This window comes from Pseudomonas sp. WS 5059 (assembly GCF_012985525.1).
Lineage (GTDB): Bacteria > Pseudomonadota > Gammaproteobacteria > Pseudomonadales > Pseudomonadaceae > Aquipseudomonas.
The window spans coordinates 339385-364484 of sequence record NZ_JAAQWO010000006.1 but is presented as its reverse complement, the minus strand read 5'-3'; the positions used below and the strand labels follow the sequence as shown (position 1 = coordinate 364484).

Annotated in this window: 23 protein-coding genes; 12 read left to right on the top strand and 11 right to left on the bottom strand. The window is 58.3% G+C overall.

Features of this window, described 5'->3' with window-relative positions:
* Window positions 1–68: 68 nt before the first annotated feature.
* The gene (locus HBO12_RS19685; RefSeq protein WP_170042991.1) at window positions 69–2102 is read left to right on the top strand and encodes a c-type cytochrome; all 2034 of its coding nucleotides are present in this window, start codon (window positions 69–71) and stop codon (window positions 2100–2102) included.
* A gap of 51 nt (window positions 2103–2153) precedes the next feature.
* Here HBO12_RS19685 and HBO12_RS19680 read toward each other — a convergent pair whose 3' ends face one another.
* The 5 genes from HBO12_RS19680 to HBO12_RS19660 all read right to left on the bottom strand — a co-directional run bounded on the left by HBO12_RS19680 (window position 2154) and on the right by HBO12_RS19660 (window position 8779).
* Window positions 2154–3167, bottom strand: a complete 1014-nt coding sequence (locus tag HBO12_RS19680) for a sensor domain-containing diguanylate cyclase (protein ID WP_170042990.1) — start codon at window positions 3165–3167, stop codon at window positions 2154–2156.
* Window positions 3168–3317: 150 nt separating this feature from the next.
* On the bottom strand, window positions 3318–5237 hold the full coding sequence (locus HBO12_RS19675; RefSeq protein ID WP_170042989.1) for an alkaline phosphatase D family protein: 1920 nt from the start codon (window positions 5235–5237) through the stop codon (window positions 3318–3320).
* Window positions 5238–5350: 113 nt separating this feature from the next.
* The gene (locus tag HBO12_RS19670; protein WP_170042988.1) at window positions 5351–7588 is read right to left on the bottom strand and encodes an ATP-binding protein; all 2238 of its coding nucleotides are present in this window, start codon (window positions 7586–7588) and stop codon (window positions 5351–5353) included.
* A complete protein-coding gene (locus HBO12_RS19665) occupies window positions 7585–8199 on the bottom strand; it encodes a biliverdin-producing heme oxygenase (protein ID WP_170042987.1) in 615 nt (204 codons plus the stop codon). Before HBO12_RS19665 ends, HBO12_RS19670 begins: the two co-directional genes overlap by 4 nt.
* Window positions 8200–8401: 202 nt before the next feature.
* Window positions 8402–8779, bottom strand: coding sequence for a response regulator (locus HBO12_RS19660; protein WP_170042986.1), 378 nt, complete (start codon window positions 8777–8779; stop codon window positions 8402–8404).
* A gap of 192 nt (window positions 8780–8971) precedes the next feature.
* Here HBO12_RS19660 and HBO12_RS19655 point away from each other — a divergent pair, with 192 nt between their 5' ends.
* Complete coding sequence (locus tag HBO12_RS19655) at window positions 8972–9904, top strand: hypothetical protein (RefSeq protein ID WP_170042985.1); 933 nt, start codon at window positions 8972–8974, stop codon at window positions 9902–9904.
* Window positions 9905–9921: 17 nt separating this feature from the next.
* On the opposite strand, the gene HBO12_RS19650 is transcribed toward HBO12_RS19655, so the two are convergent.
* Window positions 9922–10641, bottom strand: coding sequence for an SDR family NAD(P)-dependent oxidoreductase (locus HBO12_RS19650; protein WP_170042984.1), 720 nt, complete (start codon window positions 10639–10641; stop codon window positions 9922–9924).
* 184 nt (window positions 10642–10825) lie between these two features.
* Here HBO12_RS19650 and HBO12_RS19645 point away from each other — a divergent pair, with 184 nt between their 5' ends.
* Window positions 10826–11209, top strand: a complete 384-nt coding sequence (locus HBO12_RS19645; RefSeq protein WP_170042983.1) for a c-type cytochrome — start codon at window positions 10826–10828, stop codon at window positions 11207–11209.
* Window positions 11210–11272: 63 nt separating this feature from the next.
* Here HBO12_RS19645 and phnX read toward each other — a convergent pair whose 3' ends face one another.
* The 5 genes from phnX to HBO12_RS19620 form a co-directional block, all read right to left on the bottom strand.
* Window positions 11273–12100, bottom strand: a complete 828-nt coding sequence (gene phnX / locus HBO12_RS19640; RefSeq protein WP_170042982.1) for a phosphonoacetaldehyde hydrolase — start codon at window positions 12098–12100, stop codon at window positions 11273–11275.
* 83 nt (window positions 12101–12183) lie between these two features.
* Window positions 12184–13056: a LysR substrate-binding domain-containing protein gene (locus tag HBO12_RS19635; protein WP_170042981.1), complete on the bottom strand. Its 873-nt coding sequence runs from the start codon at window positions 13054–13056 to the stop codon at window positions 12184–12186.
* 22 nt (window positions 13057–13078) lie between these two features.
* Window positions 13079–14374 (bottom strand): MFS transporter, encoded by a 1296-nt coding sequence (locus HBO12_RS19630; protein ID WP_169956267.1) that lies wholly within the window; start codon window positions 14372–14374, stop codon window positions 13079–13081.
* A gap of 93 nt (window positions 14375–14467) precedes the next feature.
* A complete protein-coding gene (psrA, locus tag HBO12_RS19625) occupies window positions 14468–15559 on the bottom strand; it encodes an iron-containing alcohol dehydrogenase PsrA (protein ID WP_169956269.1) in 1092 nt (363 codons plus the stop codon).
* Window positions 15560–15702: 143 nt separating this feature from the next.
* On the bottom strand, window positions 15703–16077 hold the full coding sequence (locus HBO12_RS19620) for a VOC family protein (protein WP_169956271.1): 375 nt from the start codon (window positions 16075–16077) through the stop codon (window positions 15703–15705).
* Between the two features lie 326 nt (window positions 16078–16403).
* Between HBO12_RS19620 and HBO12_RS19615 the strand changes: the two genes are divergently transcribed.
* The 9 genes from HBO12_RS19615 (at window position 16404) to HBO12_RS19575 (ending at window position 25010) form a co-directional block, all read left to right on the top strand.
* Window positions 16404–17123 (top strand): helix-turn-helix transcriptional regulator, encoded by a 720-nt coding sequence (locus tag HBO12_RS19615; RefSeq protein ID WP_169956273.1) that lies wholly within the window; start codon window positions 16404–16406, stop codon window positions 17121–17123.
* 199 nt (window positions 17124–17322) lie between these two features.
* The gene (locus HBO12_RS19610) at window positions 17323–17925 is read left to right on the top strand and encodes an acyl-homoserine-lactone synthase (RefSeq protein ID WP_169956275.1); all 603 of its coding nucleotides are present in this window, start codon (window positions 17323–17325) and stop codon (window positions 17923–17925) included.
* A 180-nt stretch (window positions 17926–18105) separates the two neighbouring features.
* Window positions 18106–18726 (top strand): GTP cyclohydrolase II RibA, encoded by a 621-nt coding sequence (gene ribA, locus HBO12_RS19605; protein WP_169956276.1) that lies wholly within the window; start codon window positions 18106–18108, stop codon window positions 18724–18726.
* A complete protein-coding gene (locus HBO12_RS19600; RefSeq protein ID WP_170042980.1) occupies window positions 18723–20405 on the top strand; it encodes a WD40 repeat domain-containing protein in 1683 nt (560 codons plus the stop codon). The genes ribA and HBO12_RS19600 overlap by 4 nt, the downstream gene beginning before the upstream one ends.
* A gap of 29 nt (window positions 20406–20434) precedes the next feature.
* Entirely contained in the window at window positions 20435–21439 is a 1005-nt protein-coding gene (locus HBO12_RS19595; RefSeq protein ID WP_170042979.1) for a formylglycine-generating enzyme family protein, read from the top strand.
* A 35-nt stretch (window positions 21440–21474) separates the two neighbouring features.
* Window positions 21475–22818 carry an MATE family efflux transporter gene (locus tag HBO12_RS19590; protein WP_169956282.1) on the top strand — a complete coding sequence of 448 codons (1344 nt, stop codon included), beginning with the start codon at window positions 21475–21477 and terminating at the stop codon, window positions 22816–22818.
* 21 nt (window positions 22819–22839) lie between these two features.
* Window positions 22840–23388 (top strand): NAD(P)H-dependent oxidoreductase, encoded by a 549-nt coding sequence (locus tag HBO12_RS19585; RefSeq protein WP_169956284.1) that lies wholly within the window; start codon window positions 22840–22842, stop codon window positions 23386–23388.
* Between the two features lie 21 nt (window positions 23389–23409).
* Window positions 23410–24357 (top strand): methyltransferase, encoded by a 948-nt coding sequence (locus HBO12_RS19580; protein ID WP_170042978.1) that lies wholly within the window; start codon window positions 23410–23412, stop codon window positions 24355–24357.
* Entirely contained in the window at window positions 24354–25010 is a 657-nt protein-coding gene (locus HBO12_RS19575) for a LicD family protein (protein ID WP_170042977.1), read from the top strand. Before HBO12_RS19580 ends, HBO12_RS19575 begins: the two co-directional genes overlap by 4 nt.
* Window positions 25011–25100: the final 90 nt, after the last annotated feature.

Here is a 25100-nt window from a genome sequence, read left to right as displayed (position 1 = left end):
ATAAAAACGAAGACAAAACCTGTACCCAGGGGCCAACCCCCAGGCCAGGTTATTAAAGGAATAATGCGATGGCCCTTTCTCTGTCACGTTTGGCCTTGATGGGGGCGACGCTGTGTCTTGCGCTTCCCCTGCACGCCAACGAACCCGCCAAACCCGATACCGAACTGATCGCCCAGGGCAAATACGTTGCCCAACTGGGTGACTGCATCGCCTGCCACACCGCCAAGCAAGGCGCCGAGATGGCGGGTGGCCTGGAGCTGAACACGCCCATGGGCACCATCTACTCCAGCAACATCACCCCGGACCGTGAGACCGGGATTGGTCAATACAGCTTCGAACAGTTCGACCGCGTGATGCGCGAAGGCGTGACACCGGCCGGTATGAACCTGTACCCGGCGATGCCGTATCCGTCCTACGCGAAGATGAGCGAAGAGGACATGCGGGCCCTGTTCGCCTACCTGATGCAAGCCGTCGAGCCGGTGAAAAAGGCCAACCTTGAGGCAGACATGGGCTTCCCGTTCAACCAGCGCTGGGGCCTGGCGTTGTGGAATTTCATGTTCCTCGACAAACAACCGTTCCAGCCCGACCCGGCCCGGGATGCCGTGCTCAACCGTGGCGCCTATCTGGTCCAGGGCCTCGGCCACTGTGGCTCGTGCCATACCCCACGCGGTATCGCCTTCCAGGAAAAAGCCATGAGCGACGCCGGCAGCAGCGGCGAGCACTACCTGGGCGGGGAAACCGTCGAACACTGGCGTGCCTTGAGCCTGCGTAACCTGTGGACGGTGCCAGACACCGTGCAGTTGCTCAAGACCGGGCAGAACCGCTTTGCCACCGTGTCGGGCAACATGGTGGACGTGATCCGTCACAGCACCCAGCACTTCACGGATGCCGACCTGACGGCCATTGCGACGTATCTCAAATCCCTGCCACCGGGCAAGGACGACTTGCCGATGCCGGCTGTCGCCAAAGGCCCTGTCGAACTGCCCAAGGACTTGTTCACCAGCCGGGGCGGCCTGGGCTATATGCAGTTTTGCAGCGATTGCCACCGCAGCGACGGCGCGGGCGTGAAGGGCCTGTTCCCGGCATTGGCCGGCAACGCCGGCGTGGTGGCCAGCAACCCGACCTCGCTGCTGCACATCACCCTCACTGGTTGGGAAACCGCCGAGACCGCCGCCCATCCCCGGGTCTACACCATGCCGGGCTTCGCACGCCTGGGGAATAACGAAGTAGCGGAAATCCTCACTTTTGTGCGCGCGCGCTGGGGTAACGAAGGCACGCCGATCAGCACCGCCCAGGTGAAGAAAATGCGTGACCAGCTCAACCCGGTCAGCACCGACTCCTCGGCGTTCGAGACGCCGCGCCTGGCCAACCTGCTGGCGGCGCCGAATGCCGACCAGGTGGTACGCGGCATGCGCCTGCACCTGCAAACCAAGGAACTGCTGCCCGAGAATGTCGGCAACTCGCTGAACTGCACCAGTTGCCATCTCAACGCTGGCACTGTGGCTGATGGTTCGCCGTTCGTGGGTGTGTCGGCATTCTTCCCCAGCTACGCCCCGCGTGCTGGCAAGGTGGTGAGCCTGGAAGAGCGCATCAACGGTTGCTTCCGCCGCTCGATGAATGGCAAGCCCGTGCCACCACAATCGGCGGACATGCAGGCGATGGTGGCGTACTTCGACTGGATGAAAAACAACACCAAGCCCGAGGACAAAGTCCCCGGCCGTGGCGTAGGCAAGATCGACCCGGCCATCAAGCCCGACCTGGCCAATGGCGAGCAGGTCTACGCCAAGCAATGCGCGGTGTGCCACGGCAACGACGGCGAGGGCCTGGCCCGCGCCGACGGCAGCCTGGTGTACCCACCGTTGTGGGGCGATCAGTCCTTCAACATCGGCGCCGGCATGGCCCGCACCTACACGGCGGCAGCGTTCGTCAAACGCAACATGCCGATCGGCTTCCACGAGAAATTCCCACTGGGCCAGGGCGGCTTGTCGGACCAGGAAGCGGTAGACGTCGCCGCCTACTTCTCGCAAAAACCACGCCCGGACTTCCCGGACAAGGTGAAGGACTGGCCGAACGGCGGTAAGCCGGTGGACGCGCGTTACTGATCTGGGCTCCTACAGTCTGGTGTAGTGCGGACTGTCGGAGCCTGTGCGCGGTTACTGTGAAACCCGGTCCTTGCCCGCTGCCTTGGACCGGTACAGCGCCTGGTCTGCCCGGGCCATCAGGTTGGTGGGGGGCTCGTCAGGGAGGCGTTGCGCCAGCCCCAGGCTCAAGGTCACCTTGAAATCGCCCACGGGGGGAATGTCGTGAATGGCCTGGCGGATGCGCTCGGCCAGCTTCCTGGCGGTTTCCATGGTGCTTTTGGGCAGGACCACCATGAACTCATCACCTCCCCAACGCGCGAGCAGGTCGCCCTGGCGCACGCAGTGTTCCAGGCGTTCGACCACCCGCAACAGCGTGGCATCACCTACGGCGTGACCGTGCTGGTCGTTGATGGGCTTGAAGTCATCGACATCCATGGCAATCACCGCCAACGGCAGGCGAAACCGCTGGGCGCGCTCGCACTCCTCCAACAGGACTTTTTCCAGGCGATAGCGGTTGGCAATCCGGGTCAGGGTATCGCGCTCGGCCAGGGAGCGGTTTTCGTCCAGTTGCAACTGCAGTTGCTGGTTGACCCGCGACAGTTCGCGGGTGCGTTCGGCTACCAGCGCTTCAAGGGATTGGTTGCGCCGCTCTAGCTGTTCCAGGGAACGTTTGCGTTGATGAATGCTGCGGTGGGCGCCGACCATGCGCCACACCGAGCCATCGGGGTTGTGGGCGATGATGTAGCCTCGGTCTTCGATCCACAACCAGGTGCCGTCTTTTTTGCGACAGCGATATTCGGCCTGATAAAGGGGGGTGCGACTGTTGATGTAGTCGTCGAAGAGTTTCATCACATGGGGGTAATCGTCGGGGTGGATCACGCTTTCCCAGGTGAACACCGTGTTTTCCAGGGAGTGGTGATCGTAGCCCAGCATTTCGTACCAGCCGGGGTTGCGATAGACAAACCCGGTGTTGGCATCCCAGTCCCAGATTCCATCGCTGACCAGTTCCATGATGGCATGGACCAGGTCGGCGTTGACGTCGAAAAGCTCACTTTTCAACGGATCAAAATCGGATGTATCGCCCATCTGCGCGCTCCCTGCGAGGATGCTGGCTCACTGTGGCCAGTCAGGTGTTAACGCCGATACTCCGTGGCTGCGCGTACTGTACAACGAGGTTTGCCGGCTTAGAAGGGGCGATGAAAGTGTGGCTAAACGCCATTATTGGCGCCGGCCGGGCTATTGCGGTTCCAGCATGCGCGTGGGTGGCGTGCCGTTGGCGTTGTGCTGGTAAATCGCCTCGGGCTGGCCCTGCTCGTTGAAAAACACCTGGCCGATGCCCGCACTGTTCCACAGGCGCTCGCCGGCCTCGGCATGTTCCGGGATGTATGGCACCACTTGCATGCGGCGACGGCGGGTGAGCCAGTTCAGGGGCGAACGGGGTGAGTACAGCCAGCGATTGAGGCGATCGAACCATTCCAGCAGGCGGGGCGGGAATTGGTTCTTGATGCCACTGCTGGTGATCTGCCAGATGTGCGGCCCGGCATTGCGCTGGCGGATCAGTACTTTGTAGACGAACGAGTAATGCACATCCCCCGACAGAATCACGTAGTTACCCGGGGTTCGGGAGTGGCGGAAGATATTCAGGATCACCTGCGCGGCGCCACGGTGGGCCATCCAGTTTTCCGCATCGACCAACAGTGGGTAGCCGCACCAACTGAAGACTTTCTGCACCGTCTCGATCAGCTTGACGCCGAAGATCGGCGCGGGCGACACGATGATCGCCGAAGGGTGGTCGAGCAGTTCCTGTTGCAGCTCGCTCAAGGCTTCCCAGTCCAGCAGGCCGGAGGGTTGCTTGAGCGTGGATTCGCTGCGCCAGCGCCGTGTGCGGGTGTCGATGACCACCAGCGCCGGGGTGGTGGGCAGCACGTAGTGCCACTGCTGGAACTTCAGGAGGTCTTCGAGCAACTGGTCCTGGGCGGGCGCGGACAAATGGTTGCCGTGGTCCTGGGCAGTTGCTGCCAGGGCCAGGGTTTTTTCCACGAGTTGGGCGAAGGCATCGGGGTTATTGCCCCAGCCCTGGCAGAGCATATAGGCGAGCAGGGCGTTGCCGATGATGCGCTTGGAGAACGGGTGGCCATAGGCGGTCTGTTCCCATTGGGCGCTGAGGTTCCAGTCATCGGTGATGTCGTGATCATCGAAGATCATCAGGCATGGCACATGGGCGAACACCCGTGCCACTCCACCCAGGCCGTCGCGAAACTTATCCACAGGCACCTGCTCGCGGGCGTAGCGCTCCTGTTCCTTGGGCGTGAGCCCGCTGGGAGGTTGTGCGGCGATCAGGGTCCAGGGTGTCGGCGACCAGGCCAGCAGGTACATCGCCACGAGTTCGGCAAAAGTCACCAGGTGGTTGTCGGCGGTGCTGCTGGTGAAGATCGGCTTTTTCACCCCGCCAAAAAAGCGTTCGCGCAGGGTCTCGTTGCTTTCCAGGGCCGGCAGCAGGTCCGCGCGATGGTAGTAGCTGGCGGGGTGGTCGTAGAGCGTGGTGCTGTCGTCCACCACGGCGCCATCGAGGTGCTCGTCGAACAGGCCCAGGCGTGCAATCAGCCCGTGGATGGCGCGCAGCATCGGCCCGGCCACATCGTCGGCGTACACCTGGTCGCCACTCATCATCAACAGGGCTGGGCGCTGGGCCAGGCTGCGGTCTGCGGCCAGCAGGCGATCGGCACAAAGCAGACCTTCATCGGCGTAATGGTGCGGTTTGCGGCAAGAGCCGTGCAGCAACTGGTGGATACGGCTGTGCAGGATGAAATCCGGGGTCTTGGCACCTGGGTACAGCAGGTGCGGGGCCCACTGGGCGATGCCGGCTCCATCATTGATCAACAGGTCGTAGCTGATGGGTACGTCCTGGGGCAGCGGCGTGGCCAGCGGTACATCGATCAGGTGGATAAAGGCTGCGCGGCCCACGGGGATCACCTGGCAGCGGGTGGCGTCGAGTTCAATATCCAGAACGCATGGGTGCTGGTCCTGGCTGAACTGCAGCCGCAGGGTCAATGCCAGCGCGCGACTGCCCACCAGCCACAACACCAGGCGCCCCGGCTCCAGGCGGCGCAACAGGGGGCCGGCGAGGACGGCGGGCAAAGTCTCGGGTTGCAGCATGAAAACATGGCTCTGTGCGGGATTGGACTGGCTAGGTTAACGCAGTGGATGTCGGTGTTTTGTCAAAGCAACCAACACCTGTAGGAGCCGGCAAGCCGGCGCCTACAAAACGGTCAGCACAAGCCCGCCACCTTGGGTACGGTAAAGCGAAACTCGCTGCCGCGCCCCAGTTCGCTTTCGGCCTCGATCCGCCCGCCGTGGGCCTGGACGATGCCCTGGCTGATGTACAAGCCCAGGCCAGTGCCCGTAGGGTTGTTTTCGCCTTTGGTCCAATAGCGGTCAAACACGTGGGGCAGTTGGTCAGGGGCTATGCCTTCACCGGAGTCGCGCACCGCAAATACAATCTCCTCGCCATTGCTCATCGCCGAAATCCCGATATTGCCCAGGCGTGGGGTGAACTTGATGGCGTTGCCGATCAGGTTCGACAGCACCTGGAACAGGCGCTCCGGGTCGGCATTGATTTGCAGGCCGGGTTCGGCGTTGAACGACAGGTCGACGCCCTTTGCCAGAGCCAGGGGTGCGAGCAGCGCATAGGCCTCTTCAAAGATCTGGCTGACCTCCAGTTGCACGGGCCTGACGGTGTAGCGGCCGGCCTCGATCTTGGAGGTGTCGAGCAAATCTTCGAGCAACACATTCATGCGTCCGGCGGCTTGCTGCATGGTGTCGATGGCCGAGGAAATACGCCGCGAAGAATGGGTGCCATCGGAGCTGAAGGCCTTTTGCATCATGCCGCAGAGCATCGAAATGATGGTCATCGGGTTGCGCAGGTCGTGGGACACCACTGCCACCAATTCATCACGGGCACGCACTGCCTGCTGCTCGCGCAGGACCTGGCGTGACAGGTCGTTTTCCAGGGCTGAACGGCGCAGGTCGTTGGCGGCAAAACGGTCGCCGTGGCTCCACTTGGTGGAGATGCCGGCCATTTCCACTTTCCAGATTTCAAACGAGGTGCGTGGGCGAAGGCGCAGGCCCGTGTCGGATTTTTCCAGGGCCAACGGTTTCTTCGGGTCGCCACTCCACTGGATGTTCTCTTTGACTTCCGGACGGAACCACAGCACGCCATTGTCCACCGGCTTGGGCAGGCTCATGGCGAGGACGCCGCTGGCCACTGGCTGGTAGTCCGCCGCCGGCGGGTAGAGCGCTGACAGGTGGTGGCTGGCAAACACCGGTTGTCCGGTTTCCTGTAGCCATTTGTGCAGCGCGCGGATCTGCGCCGGCTCCGGGCAGTGGCCGTAGCGGTGCAATTGCTGGCCGTCAATGATCGCCACGCCACCGGCCTGCGCCAGGTCCATCAACACTTGCGGGTATTGGGCCAGGCCATCGAACACATTGTCGGTGGCAGCGCTCATCGCCTGGTTGAGCACGCCCAGTGCCGCGACCTTTTCCTCGCGCTGGCGGCTGGTGTCCAGGGCTTCCATGGCGCTGATCTGCAACGACAGCACCTGGCCGATGGTCTGGCAGGTGGTGCGCAAGTCGTTGGGCACGTGCAGTGGCGTGCGGTTGCCGCAACTGATCAGGCCCCACAGCTTGTCGCCCTTCATCAGGGAAATGCTCATGGACGACAGCACGCCCATGTTCTTCATGTATTGGCAGTGGATCGGCGACACGCTGCGCAGGGTCGAGAAACTCAAGTCCAAGGGTTGCCCGGTGTCCGGGCGTAGCTTGGGCAGCAGTGGCACCGGCTCGTAGTCGGCATTGGGGATGATCCGCAGCCAGTTGGTGCGGTACAGCTCGCGGGCCTGCTCCGGGATGTCGGACGCCGGGAAGAACAGGCCGTTGAACAGTTCCATGGACGGCGCGGATGCTTCAGCGATGACCTGGCCGTGGCCTTCCTCTTCGAAGCGATAAATCAGCACCCGGTCGTAGCCCGTCATGGCCTGGATTTCACTGACGCTGATTTCGTACAAGGCTTGCAGGGTTTTCGCCGACTGCAAACGTTGCAACATCTTGCCCAGGTTGCTGGTGCGGCCATTCTGGGGCTTGGGCTGGAAATGCTTGTGCAACGGCTCGAACTCCAGCACCAGCACGCCCTGGTGGCGATGCAGCAGGCCCTCGAACTCGGCACCGTTGAGTGTGACGTGCAGCGCCGGGGCGTCGATGAAACTGGATTGGCTGGCCATCTGCTTCACGAGGTTGGCATTTTCCGCTCCCAGCAGCGTGTCCAGTGTCTGGCCGAGCAAGGCATCGGGCTGGTGATTGAACAGGCTGGCGACGTTGGCACTGACCTGCACGATCTGCAGGTCCGGTTCGCGCAGGGTCAGCAGCACGCCATGGGGCTGGATCGCGCCGGGAAAACGAATGGGCTCGTCGGCGCAGTTGGCAAGTAATTCTTCAAAATCCTGGGGTTTCACAGCAATACCTCCTGGCCGTCGAGCCATTGCTCAAAGCAGCGGAATGTCGAGCAGGCCGCGTCCACCGCCTGCTGACGGCCGAGGTCGTCCAGCGGGACGTGGCCCAAATAGTCGAGAAAATCTTTCCAGCGCCGACCGGTCTCGGCACCGTATACATTGAGAAAGGCCCCGCCGTTGCTGGCGTCCAGCGCCAGGCGTTGGGCCATCTCCCGGCGCAGCACCTGGCCGCCGAGGGTCGCGCCTTCCAGCACATACAGCGCCCCCAGGCAGGCGGCCGGTGTGTCGAGGCGGGGTAGCGCAGGGCAGACGGGCAACCCGGCAATTGCCTGGTTGGCCAAGCCCAAGGCGTTCAGGTCGGTGTGCAAGGTCGGCGTCTTTACCCGCAGGGCCTGGTCGAATCCCACGGGAATCAAGCCACTGTCGTACAGTCGCGATTCCATTGGGCGGTAAAAACCGTAGTAAGCCTCAAGCAATCGCTGATACCAGCCGGCATCCAGTTGTGCAGAAAAGAACGGCAAGCGCTTTTCCAGGGCCACGTGTAGCAAACCTGTGCCTGAACGCAGGGCTTCAAGCAGGGAGGGCACACCAACGTCATGGGCCTGTGGATGCATTCAATAAGCTCGAGCTGGTGGGCCAGGGCAGGCCATGGCTGGCGCGTGGATAAGGGTGGGGCGCAATTCTATACAACCTATAGTCTTTATCTGATGGGATGTATTGATAAATCTGACATTGGCGTCAGAAATATCAAAACTTACCCAAAGAAAGACCTCACGGCTTAGCGCGAAGTTCGATTGTGTAGGTGTCGCGATGCCATTAGTGCAGGGAAGGGCCCTGTTCCAAGGCGGTTTGCACGCAGTGCAGCAGCCTTTCGGTGCTCCATGGCTTGGGCAGGAACTTCACCGTATTGCCCAACTGCGCCGCCATCACCGTATTGCCCGACGTCAGCACGACGGGCAAGGACGGCCAGCGATGGGCCACCACCTTGCTCAGGTCATAGCCATTGAGCAGGCCGGGCATCTGGATATCGCTGACAATCAGGTCCACCGGGTCACTGGTGCGCTCGAGGAAAATCATCCCTTCATCGGCTGAAGAAAAAGACGTCACCACCGCGCCGAACTCCTCCAGCACATCCACCATCAACGAGCGAATGATCTCGTCGTCTTCCAATACCAATATCGATGGCTGAGCCATGATCACTACTCCACCATCCGGGTTGAGTAAGGTGGAGTGGGCTGTCAGCGGATAGGTTCGATTGGATGTTTTTTATTCGATGGGTGGTCATTTGATCGTATTAGAGGGCGCGGTAAACCGCCGTTGCTTGCGGATTACGCGTGGGATAAGCCAGGATGTGCAGCGCGAAAATTCACCGCAAGGGATGCCAGTGTGAAAGAAATGATCGGGGCGTTGATCGTCGTTTCCACCGTTTTGTTCGGGTGTACCGGGGTGTTGGTCGCCGTTGCGTTCGGCACCAAGAAAAGTCGCCTGCAAATACTCAAGACCTTGAGTGGCATGAGCCTTGGTCGCGACCGGTTTATCGGGATCGCCCAGTTGTGGGCCAACCTCTTCCAGCGGGTGTTCGGGAGTACGTTCCTGGCCCGGCGCCAACTGATCAGCATCCCGCTGTACACCTTGCTGGTGTCGCTGGTGTTTTTTGTGGTGTGGCTGCTGGATCTCTACCTGTTTAAAAATCCCGAGCACGTGTTCAATGTGCCGCCGCCGCCGAACGTGCTGCAAGCCATCAAAGACTTCTATGGCAAGGGCCTGCTGGTGGCGATTGTGATCGACTGCGTGACCATCCAGTTGACCAAGTGGAGCATCAACGTGGGTATGCGCCGCGGGTTTGGCTCGTGGCGGTTCCTGTGGTGTTTTTCGGCGACGATTGCCTTGGCCTACGTGCTGTTCAGCGTGGCGGTCTACTGGTTTCGCTGGTCGGACGCGAACGAACTGTACGCCTTGCTGCCCGCTGACGAAGTGCGGCCGACCATAGCCTTCGACCCGTTGCGCAATGTGCTGTATGCGATAGCGCTGTTTCAGCCCGTGACGTTTATCTATGCCACGTCCGAAGGCTTTATCTCCAGTTACTTCATGCCCGAGCCGATCCTGTTTTACTGTGCAGTCACCGGAACACTCTCGCTGCTGACCATCACCGTGGCCTACCAGTTCGCCAGGGGCGCCGACCTGCTGCGACGGTTGTGCATGGGCTTTGTCAGCCACGTCGGCACGCCCCGGACCAACGCCATGAGTGTGGTGTTCATGATGCTGTTGGGGCTGGTGTTGGTGCCGTTGTGTCTGATGGCTATTTATTTGGCCGTCTGAAGATTCGGCTCATTCAGTCAGAAGCGCTCATCCATCAGGGCCGGCAAGGTCAGTTCCTTGACGAAACTGGCCGATGACAGGCTCAACGCCATGCGCACCACCTGCACCACGTCGTGTACCGGGATCAATTGCCCGTCGCCGCGCTGCTCGGCCTCAAGCCGGGAGGTGCTCAATGGATCCTCGGTATTCAGGTAACCCAGGTTCAGGCAGGTCACGCCCAGGCGCTGGTGCCGATAACCTTCGCGCAAGGCATCGGCCATGCCGCGCAAGGCGAACTTCGACGCACCGAACGTCACCTCCGGGCGCCCACTCTGGGGCAGGCCTGAGGTCGAGCCGGTAAAGATGATGCGTGGGTTGGAGCTTTTTAACAGCACGGGTAGCAGGCGCTTGATCAACAGCAGGGGGGCGGTGATGTTGCAACTGACGATGGCTTCCAACTGCGTGTCTTCATCCTTGAGGAAGCTGTAGGCCGCATCGAATGCCTGTTCTTCCCAGATACCCAGGTTATAGATCAGCGTGTCCAGGCCGTCCTGTGCCACTGCCTGCTCGATGAACTGCGCGGCCTGCGCCGGTTGGCCAAGATCGGCTTCTACCCACGACACTTCGGCGCCGGTGCTGGATAGCAGGTCGGTTGGACGGCTGCGCGAGACACCGATCAAGGTATCCCCCACGCCGCCCAGACCCTCCATAAAAGCCCTGCCCAAACCCTTGCTAGCACCGACCACCATGGTTCTCATCGATCTCTCCTGAACTGACGTGCTGATGGAAAGTGCGCATGCAAACAGAGGGCGAGAGTGATGGCAATTGAATGGCTGTATCCAAATGTTTACCGAGAGGCCCTTCAACAACCTGCACGAGGACAAGTAGATCTTAGGCATAATTGCCCCCTCTACTGCCTGAAGCCCCGACCTGGAGCCCCTGATGAAACCCGCTGCCTTACTGACCCTGTTGTTCACTGCCATGCTTTTCAACACTTGGGCGGCGGCAGCAGGCGACGCCGAGGCAGGCGCCAGGCTGTTCACCAAGACCTGTGGCGGTTGCCACAGTGTCGGGCTGAATGCCCGTGGCGGCTTCGGGCCACAGCTCAATGGGGTGATCGGGCGGCTGGCGGGCACCACGGCGGACTATCAGTATTCCGACGCGATGAAAAATTCGGGCGTGGTATGGACTAGGGAAAAGTTCGCGGCCTATATCGAGAACCCAAAGAAAGTGGTGAGTGGCACGCGCATGATTTTCTGGGGGATCAGCGATCAGGAGAAGATCGAGAATCTGCTGGCGTATCTTGAGACCTTCCAGGGGCAGTAGCCGGGTACAGCCAAATCCATTGTAGGAGCCAGCAAGCCGGCTCCTACAGGTCAGGTGTCGATTTCAACTGCCTTGTGGGGTTTCCCCGCGCGCCAGCCGCGCATTGATGTCGTCGATCACCGCCGGCAGGTCGACGATGGTATCGATCAGGTAATGCGGCCGCGACCCTTCAAACATCTGGCTAATACGCTCGCGCTCCTGCGCCAGCTCGGCGGCTGGCAGCGCCTGGTATTGCGCGTAGTTCAGGCCCAGGGCGTTACCGGAGCAGGTCAGCGCCACCGTCCACATGCCGGCACTGCGCCCTTCCAGGATCCCCGGCCAGGTGTCATCGACCTTGACGCACGCCGCCACATCGCTGATGCCCAGGGCAATCACGTTGGCCAGGGCCTGGGCCGGATGCGGGCGGCCATTGGGCACTTCGTCAGTGGCCACGACATGGTCGGCCACGTAGCCATTTTGCCGCGCCAGCTCGACCACCTTGGCCATCACCACCGCCGGGTAACCGGAGCACGAGCCAATCTTCAAGCCCTTGCCTCGCAGGGTTTCAATCGCCTCCAGCGCGCCGGGAATCACCGCCGAGTGCAGGGCGATCTTCTCGATCTGCAGCGGCATGAAGCGCTCATACAGGGCGGTGACGTCGTCGTCGGTCGGCTGGCGGTTGAACACCGCACGATAGCGCTCGGCAATCTGCGGCTGATTGCACAGGGTGCGGATGTGATCCCACTTGCCCATGCCCATCGGCCCGCGCGCTTCCTCCAGGGATACGGCGACGCCGAACTCGGCAAAGGCCTCGACGAAAATCTGCGTGGGCGCAAACGAGCCGAAGTCGACAACGGTGCCGGCCCAGTCCAGGACCACGGCTTGCAGCGTGGAAGGTGGTTGGTAGTTCATGGTGGATCTCCATTTTCGGGTATGAGCAGGCCGTCCCTCGATAAATGAGGTAAGCCGGTTGAGTGCAAAAAGGGTGAAGCCAATCAGGTAGCCGGTATGGGGCTGGCCTCGAACAGTTCGGCGATCATCGGGCGGTTGCGCCGGATGCCCAGGCAACACAGGTGGTAGTCGATGGAAAACGGGTGGTCGACAAAGGTGATCGGTGTGGTGCCCGGTGTTTGGGCATATTCCACCGCCGACACAAAGCCAATGCCGATGCCCTTGGCGATGGCGTGCACGATCGCCTCGCGGCTGTTGAGCTGCATCACGCAGTTGAGGTCCACCCCCAGGCGCTTGCAGCTTTCTTCCACCAGTTGCCGGGTACGCGAGCTGCGTTCACGCATGACCCAGCGCTCCTGGCTGATTTGCGCGACGTGCACCTCTTTCTGCGCTGCCCAGGGATGGTCGTCGCGCACCACGGCGATGATCGGGTAGCGCCGGTACAACTGCGTATCGAAGCGTTGGTCAAACTCCGAGAGGGCCAGGATTGCCACGTCGATATCAAAATTGAACAGGCGGTCGAGGGTCTCCTTCTCTGGGGAAAACGAGGTTTCCAGCTCGATATCCGGATGGCGCTGCATCAACTCGTACGTCAGGTTCATGGCGATCGGCGGCGAGACCGCGCCCAGGCGCAACATCCCGGTCTTGCGTTGCTTGAAGCTGTGCAGCAATTGCATGGCTTCATCCTCCTGGCCGAACAGGCCCTGGGTGATCCCGTAGAGCGCATGGCCGGCCGAACTCATCTCGATAAAGCGCCCACGGCGGTGGAACAACTCCACCGAGAACTGCTTTTCCAGGGCATTCACCTGTTCGCTGATCGTTGGCTGGCCGACGCTCAGATACTCGGCGGCGAGGGTGAAACTGCCGGTCTTCGCCACCGCATGAAAGGAACGTAGCCACTTGTGGTACTGGTACATAACGCATCCTGTTCCAGGGGCATCAACGGCGGATAAACAGGGCCACCACCGCGCTGCACAGGCAGGCCGAGGTGACGACGATGAAGATCAGCGACGTATTGCCGGTACTGTCGAGCATACTGCCGATCAGGGGTTCCGCCAGGCCAGCAAACAGATAAGACGAGAAGTTCATCACACCCGTGGCCGTGCCTGCGCGCTTGGCGCCCACCAGGTCCGGGCACAGCGCCCAGAAGCTGGACGCCGGGCCGTAGACAAAGAACCCGCAGAGAAACAGCGCCACCAGGCCGATCGCGCTATGGGGCGGCAGGCTCCACATCCACAGGCTGGTGGCGGCGCCGAGGAACATATAGAGCATGATCGCCAGGTAGCGTTTGGAGCCGAACAGCTTGTCCGACACCCAGCCATTGCTCAGGGCGCCGACGGCCATGCCCACCGGCAGGGCGACGGTGATCCACTTCGGATCGACCATGCTGTCGCCGCTTTTCCAGTTGGCGCCGAGGAAGTGCACCGGCACCCACACGATCAGGCCGTAGCGCGCAGCGTTCTGGAAACCCAGGGACACGGCGGCAATGATCAGGCGTGCGTTTTTCAGCACGGCTTTATAGCGCTGGGCCGAGGTTTCTTCTGCGCCGTGGGCCACTTCATGGCCCTTGTCCGCGGCGTTGGCCACACCGGTATCGGCCAGGGGTTCGAAGCCCAGGTCCTGCGGGCGTTCGCGGGCCACCAGGTAAAACAGGATGCCGCCGGCCAACATCAGCAGGACCGGCAGGCGGAAGATCCAGCGCCATTCCAGTTGCAGCACCTCCAGCACCACGATGGAGGTCACATAGGACAGCACCGACGCACAGCCCGCGGCGAATACATAGAAGCCATAGACCCGGCCGCGCTCGCTGGCACTCCACCAGTTGGAGATCAGGCGGCTGCCCGGCGCCCAGCCCAGGGCCTGGAAGTAACCGTTGATGCCCCACGGCAAAATCAACCCGGCAAAACCACTGGCAAAACTGGTGACCCAGTTCGCGCCACATGACAGCACGGCGCCCAGGGTCATGATGCGCCGGCCACCGAACTTGTCGGCCAGGTTGCCGTTGATCGCCTGGCCGATGGCATAGGACCAGAGCATGGCGGCCGAGATCCAGCCCAGCACTTCCTTGGTCAGGCCGAACTCGGCTTGTATCCCAGGGATGGCGAAACCAAACGTCTGGCGCCCGGTGTAGAAAAACAGGTAACAAAACATCGCCGCCAGCAGCATGCGCCACTGGGCAACACGGAACGACGCCGAGCGAACGGCAGGGACAGGCAGGGTGTGTGCACGATTCATGATGTTTTCCTTATTGTTATTCGCCCCCGAGGCCGCAGCGACGGGGAGGCACCCTTTACAGGTGCAAGAGGAAAGACTGAATTGCGTTGCCGCCTAGGCGGCTTGGGTACCGATAAAGTTCTTGCCGCGCGCGCCTTGCAGGGCGAAGCGGATCATCGCGGCGGCCTCGGTGGGCGTGACGCCGTAGTCGGCAAACTCGGTTTTTACCTCCAGGCTGTGCAGGAAGTTGCGCAACCGGGTCTGGGCTTTATCCAGGTCATCGCCGAACACCCGTTGCAGGGTGCGATCCCGGGACGCGTCATGCCCCCACGCCAAACCCAGGACCAGCGGCAGGGTGAAGGAGCAGGCGATGCCATGGGGCAGGCCGTGGTGCAGGGTCATCTCGTAGGAAATGGAGTGGGCCAGCGCAGTCTTGGTGTTGGAAAACGCCAGGCCGGCCTTGAGCGCGGCCAGGGCCATGCGTGAGCGTAATTCCTGATTGCTGAGGTCACGCCGCAGTTGCGGCAGGCACTCCAGGATGTCTTCGATGGCCGATACCGCGAAGGTGTCAGAAATCGGATTGGCGTTGATGTTCCAGATCGCCTCCAGGGCGTGGGACAAGGCGTCCAGCCCCGTCGATACCGTGACCCCGGCCGGTACGGTCAGCATTAGCTGTGGGTCGACAATCGCCACCTTCGGCCAGGTGCAATCCAGGTGCAGGGAATATTTCTTGTGGCTGGCCGAATCCCAGATTGTCGCCCAGGGCGTCACCTCACTGCCGGTGCCCGCGGTGGTCGGCGCTGCGATCAGGGTCTTGCAGTGTGCCGGCACAAACGGCTGGCCGGTCGCCAGCAATGCCAGCAACTCATCGAACTGCCCGGACTCGGTGCCGACAATCAGCGCTTTGGCCGTATCAATCGCACTGCCGCCACCGACGGCCAGCACCACATCGCAATCCCCGGCTTGCAGCCAGAAGCGCTCGTAGGTTTCACGCAACTGCGCGACATCGGGATTGGGCTGCACATCCTCGACGACATACACCAGACGCTCGCCCAGCAATGCCTGGATCCGCTCCACCAACCCCAGCCCACGGGCCTCCGGGAAGGTGACAAGGGCGACAGTCTGCTGGGCGGTGATACTGGCCAGGTCTTGCAGGCAGCCCCAGCCGAAGCGGGTGTCTACCGGGTTATGGAATCGGGCGGTCATGGCGGGTTCCTGGTTTTTGTTGTAGGAAGTGGCGCCAATAGTCGGGGAGGGTGGGGGAGAGCTCAAATCGATAGATTGGGGGGATGGATTGGTTGGGCCGATAGTGGGACACACAGCTGCACTGGGGCAGTGCCCAGGTCTTTTTAGCGGTTGACCTTCCAGGGCGGGTTCAAGCGGTTTTCACCTGCCCAATAGAGTTTGATGCAGTTGCCTGACGGGTCATGAAGGATTGCTTCGCGCCACAGGTAGGGCATATCGGTGGGTAGTTGATCGAAGGTTATCCCCTTACTGATCAGGTCACTCACCCAGCGATCCAGCGGTTCATGCTCGAAGTAGATTACCGCGTTGTTACCCCCTGCGGTTTCAACCAGGGATAAGGAAAATGTCGCTCCATTGCCGGGGCACGAAAATCGACAGTAGTGATCGGTGGAGACTATCTGGGTGAAACCCAGCGTTAAATAGAACGCGACGGCGGCCGGCATATCCGTCACGGGCAAGGTCACTTGGTTCATATTCATCGTTGATTCCTCAGGAAACGCTGAAAAGTCCAGCGATGACCGCTGACGACCTGTGTGCTTGCGAAGGTCGTATACCTCAGCTAGCTTGCTCAGCGTCGGTTCGCAATGATCAGGTTACATCAGGAGCTATGAGAGTGCATGGATGCGCAGTGCTTCGTAGAAATACAGGTACCACAAGGTACTGGCCTTCATCCTTCAGTGCACGAAGCAGTGCTGTTTCATCAGTGCAGTTGGCCATAATTCAAAGTCGTATTTATAGCCGTCATTATTAGGAATCCACCAGTGACTGGTCGGGTGATTACTACAATACCTAAGGTGATTATTAAATGGATTTTATTGATGAACTTGTGCGGTTGAATGAGTTGGAAACCCAGGATCAGTGGTTTTCAGCTATCGAAAAAATCAACGACAAGTATGGGTTTACCAAAGTCCTGATCGGGTTACTTCCCAAGTATGATGCCGATTTGAGTGCTGCGATGATTGTCAGTAACTATCCGATGGCCTGGCGAAGTCGTTATGACCAATTGCGTTATGCAACTATTGATCCTGTGGTTGTTTATTCGTTTAAAAATGTCAGGCCCGTTGTCTGGGATGAGTCATTGTATTGCACGCCCCGCCAACGAGAGTTTCGCGAAGAGGCCAACGCTTATGGACTTTCCAGGGGGATCACTTTTCCCCTGCATGGACCTCAGGGACAGTTCGGTACTTTCAGTCTGGCGGTAGACGCTCAAGACATTGCTGGAACGACACGTCATATCAATGCCATGATTCCAAAATTATCCATTCTCAAAGATGTCATTCTGCAAAGCGCTTTGGACGGTGCGGGCAAGTTGACTGGAGCAAGGGTGATTTCCCTGACGACTCGTGAGAAAGAGATTCTCAAGTGGTGCGCTGTCGGGAAAAGCTCCTGGGATATTTCCAGGATCTGTGGCTGTTCGGAAGCCAATATCAATTATCACTTTGCGAGCATCAACACCAAGTTTGGCGTTGCGTCCCGTCGGGCTGCCGCAGTGAAAGCTGTTTCGCTCGGGCTGATCAGCCTCTAGCGCTGCCACAATCTCCTTTCTATATCCAGGCACCCGCTCTGGCTTCACGGTCAGCGGGTTATCTGTGGTTTTTTGAAGGAGGGGCAACCGGCCATCATGCATTGGATCCAAAATCAATGCAACTGGTTACCCTACTAGTATGACCATTCTGTTAAGGCGGATAGATTGAGGTTTAAGTGTTCGTAGGGAAGGGAATCCAGTGCATTTCACAATCGGTCGGCGGGATGAAATAGATAGTGAACAACTGTGCGCCATGCATAGGCTGCGCGCAGATGTTTTTAAAAAGCGTAAGGGCTGGGATGTTGCAATCATTGCCGATATGGAAATTGATGGTTATGACGCACTGGAGCCTCTCTACATGCTGATCAAGGATGGCGGAGACAGTGAGATCAAAGGGTGCTGGCGTTTATTACCTACTACAGGCCCCTACATGCTCAGGGATACTTTCTCCGAATTGCTTGAAGGGCGACCAGCGCCTGTTTCTTCCCAGGTATGGGAACTCAGTCGATTTGCCGTAACCCCTCGATATCCCGGTAACAAGGGGTTTTCCGACTTTACCCTGGAGGCCGTAAAGGCCATCGTTGCCTATGGTGTCGAGCAACATATCCAGGGTTATGTGACGGTTACAACGGTAGCGGTAGAGCGAATGTTGATCAGGGCTGGCCTGGTGATCACCCGGCTTGGGCCGGTACGTGTCATTGGCCAGGAAAAGGCCATTGCCCTGGAAATAGATCTGGGTGCGGTGACTCAACGTGCGCTGTTTGGCGTATCCAGAAGTTGTTGTGGCGCTACGTTGCAGTAGCTAACGATCCGCAGGGTGGCGGCCAGAGCAATCTGTCGGCATCGCTAACCAGAGTACGAAACTTCAAGTCGTTCGAAGTGGTGTGCCCGGATTGGTTTGTCTTCGTAAATGTACTCTTCCTATAAAAAGCTGCAGGGCGAACTGCCTTGCCGAATAACTGTCGTCCAGGGAAACAATAAAATGGCTACGATTATTAAGGAAGTCGATATACCACTCATGTTGGACAGCGAAGTGGTTGCCACTTTCATTTCATTCGATGACTTGAAAGATCCTGTTGAGCATATTGCTATTCGCCTGGGCGGGTTCATGGCCGACGGTCAGAAGTTGCCGTTGGTCAGGTTGCATTCCGAGTGTTTGACCGGTGATATTTTTCACTCCATGAAGTGTGATTGTGGCGACCAACTTTCAGAGTCACTACGCCTGATTAACGAAGTAGGTGGGTATTTGATTTACCTGCGCCAGGAGGGCCGGGGCATCGGTTTGTATAAGAAGCTGGAGGCCTATGCACTGCAGCAGCATTCAGGTGTGGATACATATGAAGCCAACAATATGCTCGGATTTGCCGATGACTTGCGCGATTACTTTGATGCTGCACAGATGCTGCAAGCATTGGGTTGCCCGAAAATAATCTTGCTTACGAATAACCCGGAAAAAGAGTTGCAGCTAAGAAACCTGGGTATCGAAATTATCGAGGTCAAGTCCACTGCCATGCATATTGGCAAGCATAACGAAGGCTATATAAAAGCAAAAATAGAAGTAACCAATCACCAGTTCACTGCCCAGGCAGGGGGTACTCAATGATTCAGCATCAGGCACCTATCAGCGGTCTCTCACTGTTTGAGCAACAGTACATTGCAACGGCAGGCTACGATAACCAGATAATTTTGTGGAATGCACAAACACGCCAACCCCTGCAACGCGGCTGGCATGACCATTTGGCCAACTACTGTGATTTTTCCCCTGACGGCAGCCTGTTGGTGACGGCGAGCAGTGATGGTTCGACCCGGCTTTGGAGCGTGCCTGAGTTTAAATTGCAATGTGTCATGACCAGCCACAGTGATGACGTCATGCAGGCCAAGTTTTCTCCCGATGGTGAGAAAATCGCCAGTTGCTCTTACGACAGTAGTTTGTCGGTGCATCACAAAGATGGAAGTTTCATCTGCAAGATGCAAGGGCATAGTGGCCTGGTAGAGAGCTTCGATTGGACAGCCGACAGCCTGCAACTTTTGTCCTGCGGCACCGATGGGACCATTCGTGCCTGGGACGCGGCCACCGGGGAGTGCCTGGCGATCAAGGAGACGGAAGGCCACGATATGGACGCCTTGGTGACGCTCTCGGCGGGGGTCTTTATCGTTGGCAATAATGACGGTGAACTTCAGGTCATCAATGGCAATACGGTTGTAAATACCTATAAGGGGCACCGCTCCAGCGTCAAGAAGCTGGTGAAGTCAAAGTTCGACAATAGTCTGCTGAGCCTGGGGTATGACGGGATCGCGGTGCTGTGGTCGATCGAGGGGCAGACTCTGGTGGAGTGGAAACGTTCTGAGTATCCGAAGGAGATCTGGGCGCGCTCGGCGGAGTTTCAAAGACGCGACAAAATCTATTTCGCGACGTTTGGTTCTACGTTCGCCATTTGGGATATCGCCCGCAACCATTGGGACCTTGAGGGCTTTGTCCCTTCGGCCAGCTTGAACTCGGTGTATGCGGCAGAAGGCGTTATCTACAGTATTGGCGATGCGGGTCTATTGAAGGCCGATGGCAAAGATATGGGCGGGCCACAATCGCTGTGCAATTTTGTGGTGAAGACCGGACCGGTCCTGGTATGTGGCGGACAGACCGGACAAGTGTTTGATGTCCTGAAAAACCGTGTGGCTTATGCCCATCACGCCCCTCTCAACTGCGGGGTGAACTTTAAGTTGGATGGCGAGCAGCGCCTGGCGGTGGGGAGTTATTCCGGCGATATCATCATCTTCAAGGTTAACGATCGGCACTTGGAGTTTGTGTCCTGCCACAAGATTCATGAAAACGCGATCAAGGGCATTTCGTTGCATGGCAACTGCCTTTATACCGGGTGCGCCGATGGTGAAATCGGCGTAACCGATACCCGCTCCTATGAAGTGGTCAACAAGATCACGCATGCCCATGAGGGCATATTGAATGACCTCTGTTCCTATGCAAGCGGTGTTGCCACGGTGTCCCGGGATCTGACCCTGAAGTTATGGGGTGAGCCGAGGGCGGCGATTCCCAGTCGTCACACTCACTCCATCAAGTGCATCGCGTCGAACGACGACGGCAACTTTATCGCCACTGGCAGTTATGGAGGCACCGTCGATATTTACGACTGCACGGCCCGGGAGTGGTTGGGCAATGTGCGAAAAGTCAGTGCGGCAGGTATTTCCTCCCTCACCTGGGACGACGAAAAACAGCGTTTCCTGGCGTCGTCCTATGACGGGCGTATTTACGCCGTCGAGCTTGGCTGACCTTTAATTTTCAGCGTGGACTTATAACAATGAATGCACGAGAAAAAGTAGTTGTGGCAGAGAAATGTACGGTCACATCACCGCTCGATCCCTGTGAACAACCTGCAGTCTATCAACCTCAAACCGGGTTGCTTGAAACGTTGGAGCGGATGAACCGTTTCCGGGAAACGCCAGAAGCCGCTGCATTACTGCGCAGTTTCGAGGAGTCGACCGACTTGTCCCGGCGTTTGCAATTGGGCACGGAGTTGGCGATCAAGGGCGATCCCCGGATCATCGCGGGCGCGCTGAATAATCTGGTGTCGATTCCTGCGGGCGAGGCACATATTGGTATCGATGAGTCGAAAATCGATGCAGTCGTGCGTGAATATGCCGATGTGGGGGTTATTCGCGACTGGATTCTCAAGGAAGTACCTCGGCATACGGTGTCCCTGGCGGGCTTCAATATTTCGAAGTATCCGGTGACCAACCTGGAGTACCTGGCGTTTTTACGGGATTGCCCCAACGCTGAGGTGCCGACCTCCTGGCCTTTGCGGGCGTTTCCTCTGCACTACGCCAACCATCCGGTGTACTCGGTGAGTGCGGGCGCGGCGGATGCGTTCTGCGCCTGGCTTTCGGCCAGGACCGGCAGGACCGTGCGCTTGCCTGACGAGGCGCAATGGGAATACGCCGCCGGTGCCGGCGAGTTTGAGTACCCATGGGGCAACGAGGCCAGGACCGAAAACGCCAATACCGCCGAGCTTGGTCTGTTATCCACGACGCCGGTCGGTGTTTTCCCTCAGGGCGCATCGCCGTTCGGCCTAATGGACATGGGCGGGAACGTCGAGGAATACACATCGAATGATTACGACGCGTATCCCAATGGTCCTTTTGTCATGGACGACTTGATTTCCGAGAGCCGGCCGACCTATCGAATCACCCGGGGCGGTTGTTTTGGCCGTTTTGCCGATCTATGCCGGGTTTCCCGGCGGCACGGGCTGAGCATTACCCCCTATGCCTCGTTGTATGCCGTGGGTTTTCGAGTGGTTGCCGAGTGAGACTGCGCGCGTTCGGAGCCCAGGACTTGTGGCGGTTGAGCAAAGATATCAACAGCCAGGCCATGCACACCATGTTGTCGTTCAGCGCCCTGATGATCGCGAATGCCATCGACATGGTGTTCATCGCTCACCTTGGTCATGAGTCTCTGACGGCAGCAAGCCTGGCCAGCCCTTTCATGTGGTTGATGAACACGATTGCCATGGGCATTGCCCTGGCGATCAGTGTCCATGTGTCCAAAGGGCAGGAAAGGGCCGAGGGCAATACCGTTATCGATGTGTTGCTGCCTGGCCTGCTGATGGGTGCCGTGGTCTATGGGGTCGTGCTATTGGGCGCGGGCCTGAACCTTGAGGCAGTGCTTGGAGCGATGGGGGCAGCGCAATCCATTTATGAGCAAAGCGAAGGCTATTTAAAGACTTGGCTGTACGGCTTCATCATTACCCTCACGTTTGCCATTTCCACGGCATACCTGCGTGGTCTGTCATTGTTCAAAACCCAGGCCATCGTGGTTGCGGTGGTTTGCCTGATGAACATTGTGCTCGATCCACTGCTGATGTTTGGCGTGGGTGGTTTCGACGGATTTGGCCTGGTCGGTTCGGTGTATGCCGCCTGGCTGGCACAGGCCTTCGGGGCACTTGTATGCATTTACTTTGGCGTCAGGAAAACCCGTGCCACCGGTCCCCGCAATCTGGGGGTGGGCAAGATAATCAAGGCCGCCGCGAACATTTCCCGATTGGCCTGGGTGACCAGTTCCACCGCAACCTTCTGGCCCATTTCTGGAATCGTGGCCACTTATCTGATCTCTAAACTGGGAGACGCGGAAGTTGCAACCATGGGGGTTATTTCAAAACTGCAACCCTTGATCATGATTCCCGTGTGGGGTCTGTCAGCGGTCACCACGGTGCTGCTGAGCAAGGCATTCGTTCAACAGCAGCAGGGCCAGGTAGGGATGATTTTCAAGTCCGGCTATGGACTGGTCCTGGTGTGGCAAACCGTCGTGGCATTGCCGTTCATTGTATTTGCCCTGCCGGTGGCGCGTTTCATGTTGGGTGGATATGAAGATGCACTGCCCTTTGTAGTGACGTACTTGATGATCATCCCGATCACGGTATTCGGCAGAGGCATGCTGTACCTGGCCGTTCATGGGTTGCCAGCGATTGAAAGAGCCAGGACCGCCATGGCGATTGATGCGGTGTATGTCCTGTTGCTTCACACCGGCTGTTATTGGGTGGGTTATCTGTTTAACGATTTCAATCTGGCCCTGCTGATGTTGTTGGCGTTGAATCTGCTGGGAGGCGTGCTGGCTGTCTGGGTGGCTAGAGGCGCCCGGCGCTCCCTGCCCATGCCGAAAACGCAGCACCGGCCGATGGAAACTATTTGATATTTACCGACGGGTGCGACTATGGAAGTGCTGATTATCGCTGGTAGCCCAAGAATGGATTCGCAAAGTTCGAGGGTTAGTAGAATCCTGGAAGATTATTTACGTGACTATTCAGTATTTACACCGACAGTCCTGAATTTGGCAACACAACCCATCGGCCCTGAGAGTGATGAACTTGCAAGCAGGGCCGAGGCCTTCATTGTTATCGCGCCGGAGCACTCAGGCATGGCTCCGCCGGTACTCAAGGAGTTTTTTGTTTCCAGCGAGTACCCGGTGCTGGCGCACAAACCGGCATTGATTGTTTCAATTTCCAGCGGCATGGGGGGGAGTTACCCCGTCCTGGATCTACGTGCCACTACTTATAAAAATACAAAAATCTGCTACATGCCGGATCACCTGATTATTCGTGAAGTGCATAACTTTGGGGCGGATATGAGCAGCAGTCTTCATCCTGGTCTGGGGCGGCGTATCAGCGCCTGCGTGCAAATGCTGGAGTTGTACGCGCGCCAACTTTCGGTTGTTCGTGCTGCCCTGTTGGGGGTTGGTGCGGCGATCAGCTACGGCATGTAATCCTTATGGGCTGGATCGACTATGAAACCACAAGAACTTCACCAGTTGGTGTTCAACTTCAGGGCGGCTCGTGCTGTCATGTTCGCGGTACAGGCAGGCCTTTTTGAAGAGCTTTGCCAGGAAGACCTGACGATTGATGAACTCGTTGCCCGGCTTGAATTGCATCGTGTGTCTACAACGATCCTCCTGGAAACCCTTGTGCAACTCAACATCCTGAACAAACAAGGCATGCACTACAGCGTTGCGCAGGATCTTCGGGCCACGTTGCGCCGGGATACCGCGGGGTCGATCGCCAACTTGCTATTGCTGGACGCCAACCATTGGTCGAACTGGTCGGTGGCGGAGGACTTCTTCCGTCCGGGGCAGGCCACGTCGTTTGCCTATGACCGGCAGAGCAATTTTGCGGTGGCCATGCAACAGGGCGTCGGCGAGATGAATGTGCGTTTGGCCCAAGTGCTGCTAGCCCATGCCCCTCGGCATATCGTGGATGTGGGGAGCGGACCGGGATTGTTGATTGAACAGGTGTTGGGAACGGCGACTGATCTTAAGTACACGCTGGTGGATTTTGCGAGAACCCTGGACATAGCCAGGGGGAACCTGAGTGCTTATAAACAGTTTGATGTGAACTTTCTACCCCATGACGTCGTGCTCGGGAAGTTGCCGATAGAGGCCGATTGTATTGTTATTTCGCGACTGTTGATGGGCTTTGACGAAACCGAGGCGAAGCAGATTCTGGCGAATATCTGTCATGGCCTGGTACACAACGGTGTGCTGGTAATCAATGAGTTCGATACCGATACGAAAGTAGGCGCATTGATGTCGTTGGATATGCTGGTTAATTGTGGGGCGAGAGTCTATGGCCGGGATCAACTTGCGAAACTTCTGGATGAGTTGGGCTTCGAGATAGTTTCAGAGCAAGCCACTACGGTCTTCACTCGCGCGTTGTCTGCCAAAAGGAAAGGGATATGAGTCAAGAAAAACTTGGAAAGACCCCCCAGGTGTTTGTCGATCAGCTCTACGATGGACTTGAAGTGATTAATGACATTTTTACCGCCAATGGGCTCGAGTATTGCCTGGCGGCGGGTACTTTGCTGGGGGGCGTACGTCATACCGGTTTGATTCCTTGGGACGACGATGCTGATCTCTATATTCTCGAGGCCGATATCGAAAAGTTTTTTTCTTTGGAACAGCAATTTGCCGAACGGGGTTATCGCCTCAGTCAACAGCCTTGGGAACTATGGGGCGGTTATAAGGTGTTCTCGACAGCGGGCATTTCCACGCCGGAAGAGAACAATCGCGATTACTTATATCCCTCTGTGGACATCTTTCCGTTGTCCGAACAGGACGGGTATCTTCGCTATACCAGTCAGCTGGCATTGGCTAATTGGCCCCGCGAGTATCTGACAGTGGAGGATTGGCATTCCCGAGGCGCTATGCGTTTTGGGCATCTCGATTTACCGGCTCCTGACGCATTGGCCTCCAGGCGCTATCTGGAGCGTGCGTACGGTAACGAATGGAGTAGCCATGCAGCAAAGGGGTTTGACCATCGGTATGAAGTTGATCTGGATACCGAGAAAGTGACCCTGAGTGACTTTCGGTGTGCGGTAAAAACCCGAGCCTGAACCCAGGCCGTCCCTGTTGATAGTCCAGCGTTACAGGGCGCCTTTAGGTAATCAACAGGTTTCGCTACTTCGCTTTTGCTCTGCAACAGG

Excerpts from the sequence above, each read along its gene's own strand:
- HBO12_RS19685 (WP_170042991.1), top strand. The coding sequence starts at position 69 with ATGGCCCTTTCTCTGTCACGTTTGGCCTTGATGGGGGCGACGCTGTGT.
- HBO12_RS19680 (WP_170042990.1), bottom strand. The coding sequence starts at position 3,167 with ATGGGCGATACATCCGATTTTGATCCGTTGAAAAGTGAGCTTTTCGAC.
- HBO12_RS19675 (WP_170042989.1), bottom strand. The coding sequence starts at position 5,237 with ATGCTGCAACCCGAGACTTTGCCCGCCGTCCTCGCCGGCCCCCTGTTG.
- HBO12_RS19665 (WP_170042987.1), bottom strand. The coding sequence starts at position 8,199 with ATGCATCCACAGGCCCATGACGTTGGTGTGCCCTCCCTGCTTGAAGCC.
- HBO12_RS19660 (WP_170042986.1), bottom strand. The coding sequence starts at position 8,779 with ATGGCTCAGCCATCGATATTGGTATTGGAAGACGACGAGATCATTCGC.
- HBO12_RS19650 (WP_170042984.1), bottom strand. The coding sequence starts at position 10,641 with ATGAGAACCATGGTGGTCGGTGCTAGCAAGGGTTTGGGCAGGGCTTTT.
- HBO12_RS19645 (WP_170042983.1), top strand. The coding sequence starts at position 10,826 with ATGAAACCCGCTGCCTTACTGACCCTGTTGTTCACTGCCATGCTTTTC.
- phnX (WP_170042982.1), bottom strand. The coding sequence starts at position 12,100 with ATGAACTACCAACCACCTTCCACGCTGCAAGCCGTGGTCCTGGACTGG.
- HBO12_RS19635 (WP_170042981.1), bottom strand. The coding sequence starts at position 13,056 with ATGTACCAGTACCACAAGTGGCTACGTTCCTTTCATGCGGTGGCGAAG.
- HBO12_RS19630 (WP_169956267.1), bottom strand. The coding sequence starts at position 14,374 with ATGAATCGTGCACACACCCTGCCTGTCCCTGCCGTTCGCTCGGCGTCG.
- psrA (WP_169956269.1), bottom strand. The coding sequence starts at position 15,559 with ATGACCGCCCGATTCCATAACCCGGTAGACACCCGCTTCGGCTGGGGC.
- HBO12_RS19620 (WP_169956271.1), bottom strand. The coding sequence starts at position 16,077 with ATGAATATGAACCAAGTGACCTTGCCCGTGACGGATATGCCGGCCGCC.
- HBO12_RS19615 (WP_169956273.1), top strand. The coding sequence starts at position 16,404 with ATGGATTTTATTGATGAACTTGTGCGGTTGAATGAGTTGGAAACCCAG.
- ribA (WP_169956276.1), top strand. The coding sequence starts at position 18,106 with ATGGCTACGATTATTAAGGAAGTCGATATACCACTCATGTTGGACAGC.
- HBO12_RS19600 (WP_170042980.1), top strand. The coding sequence starts at position 18,723 with ATGATTCAGCATCAGGCACCTATCAGCGGTCTCTCACTGTTTGAGCAA.
- HBO12_RS19595 (WP_170042979.1), top strand. The coding sequence starts at position 20,435 with ATGAATGCACGAGAAAAAGTAGTTGTGGCAGAGAAATGTACGGTCACA.
- HBO12_RS19585 (WP_169956284.1), top strand. The coding sequence starts at position 22,840 with ATGGAAGTGCTGATTATCGCTGGTAGCCCAAGAATGGATTCGCAAAGT.
- HBO12_RS19580 (WP_170042978.1), top strand. The coding sequence starts at position 23,410 with ATGAAACCACAAGAACTTCACCAGTTGGTGTTCAACTTCAGGGCGGCT.
- HBO12_RS19575 (WP_170042977.1), top strand. The coding sequence starts at position 24,354 with ATGAGTCAAGAAAAACTTGGAAAGACCCCCCAGGTGTTTGTCGATCAG.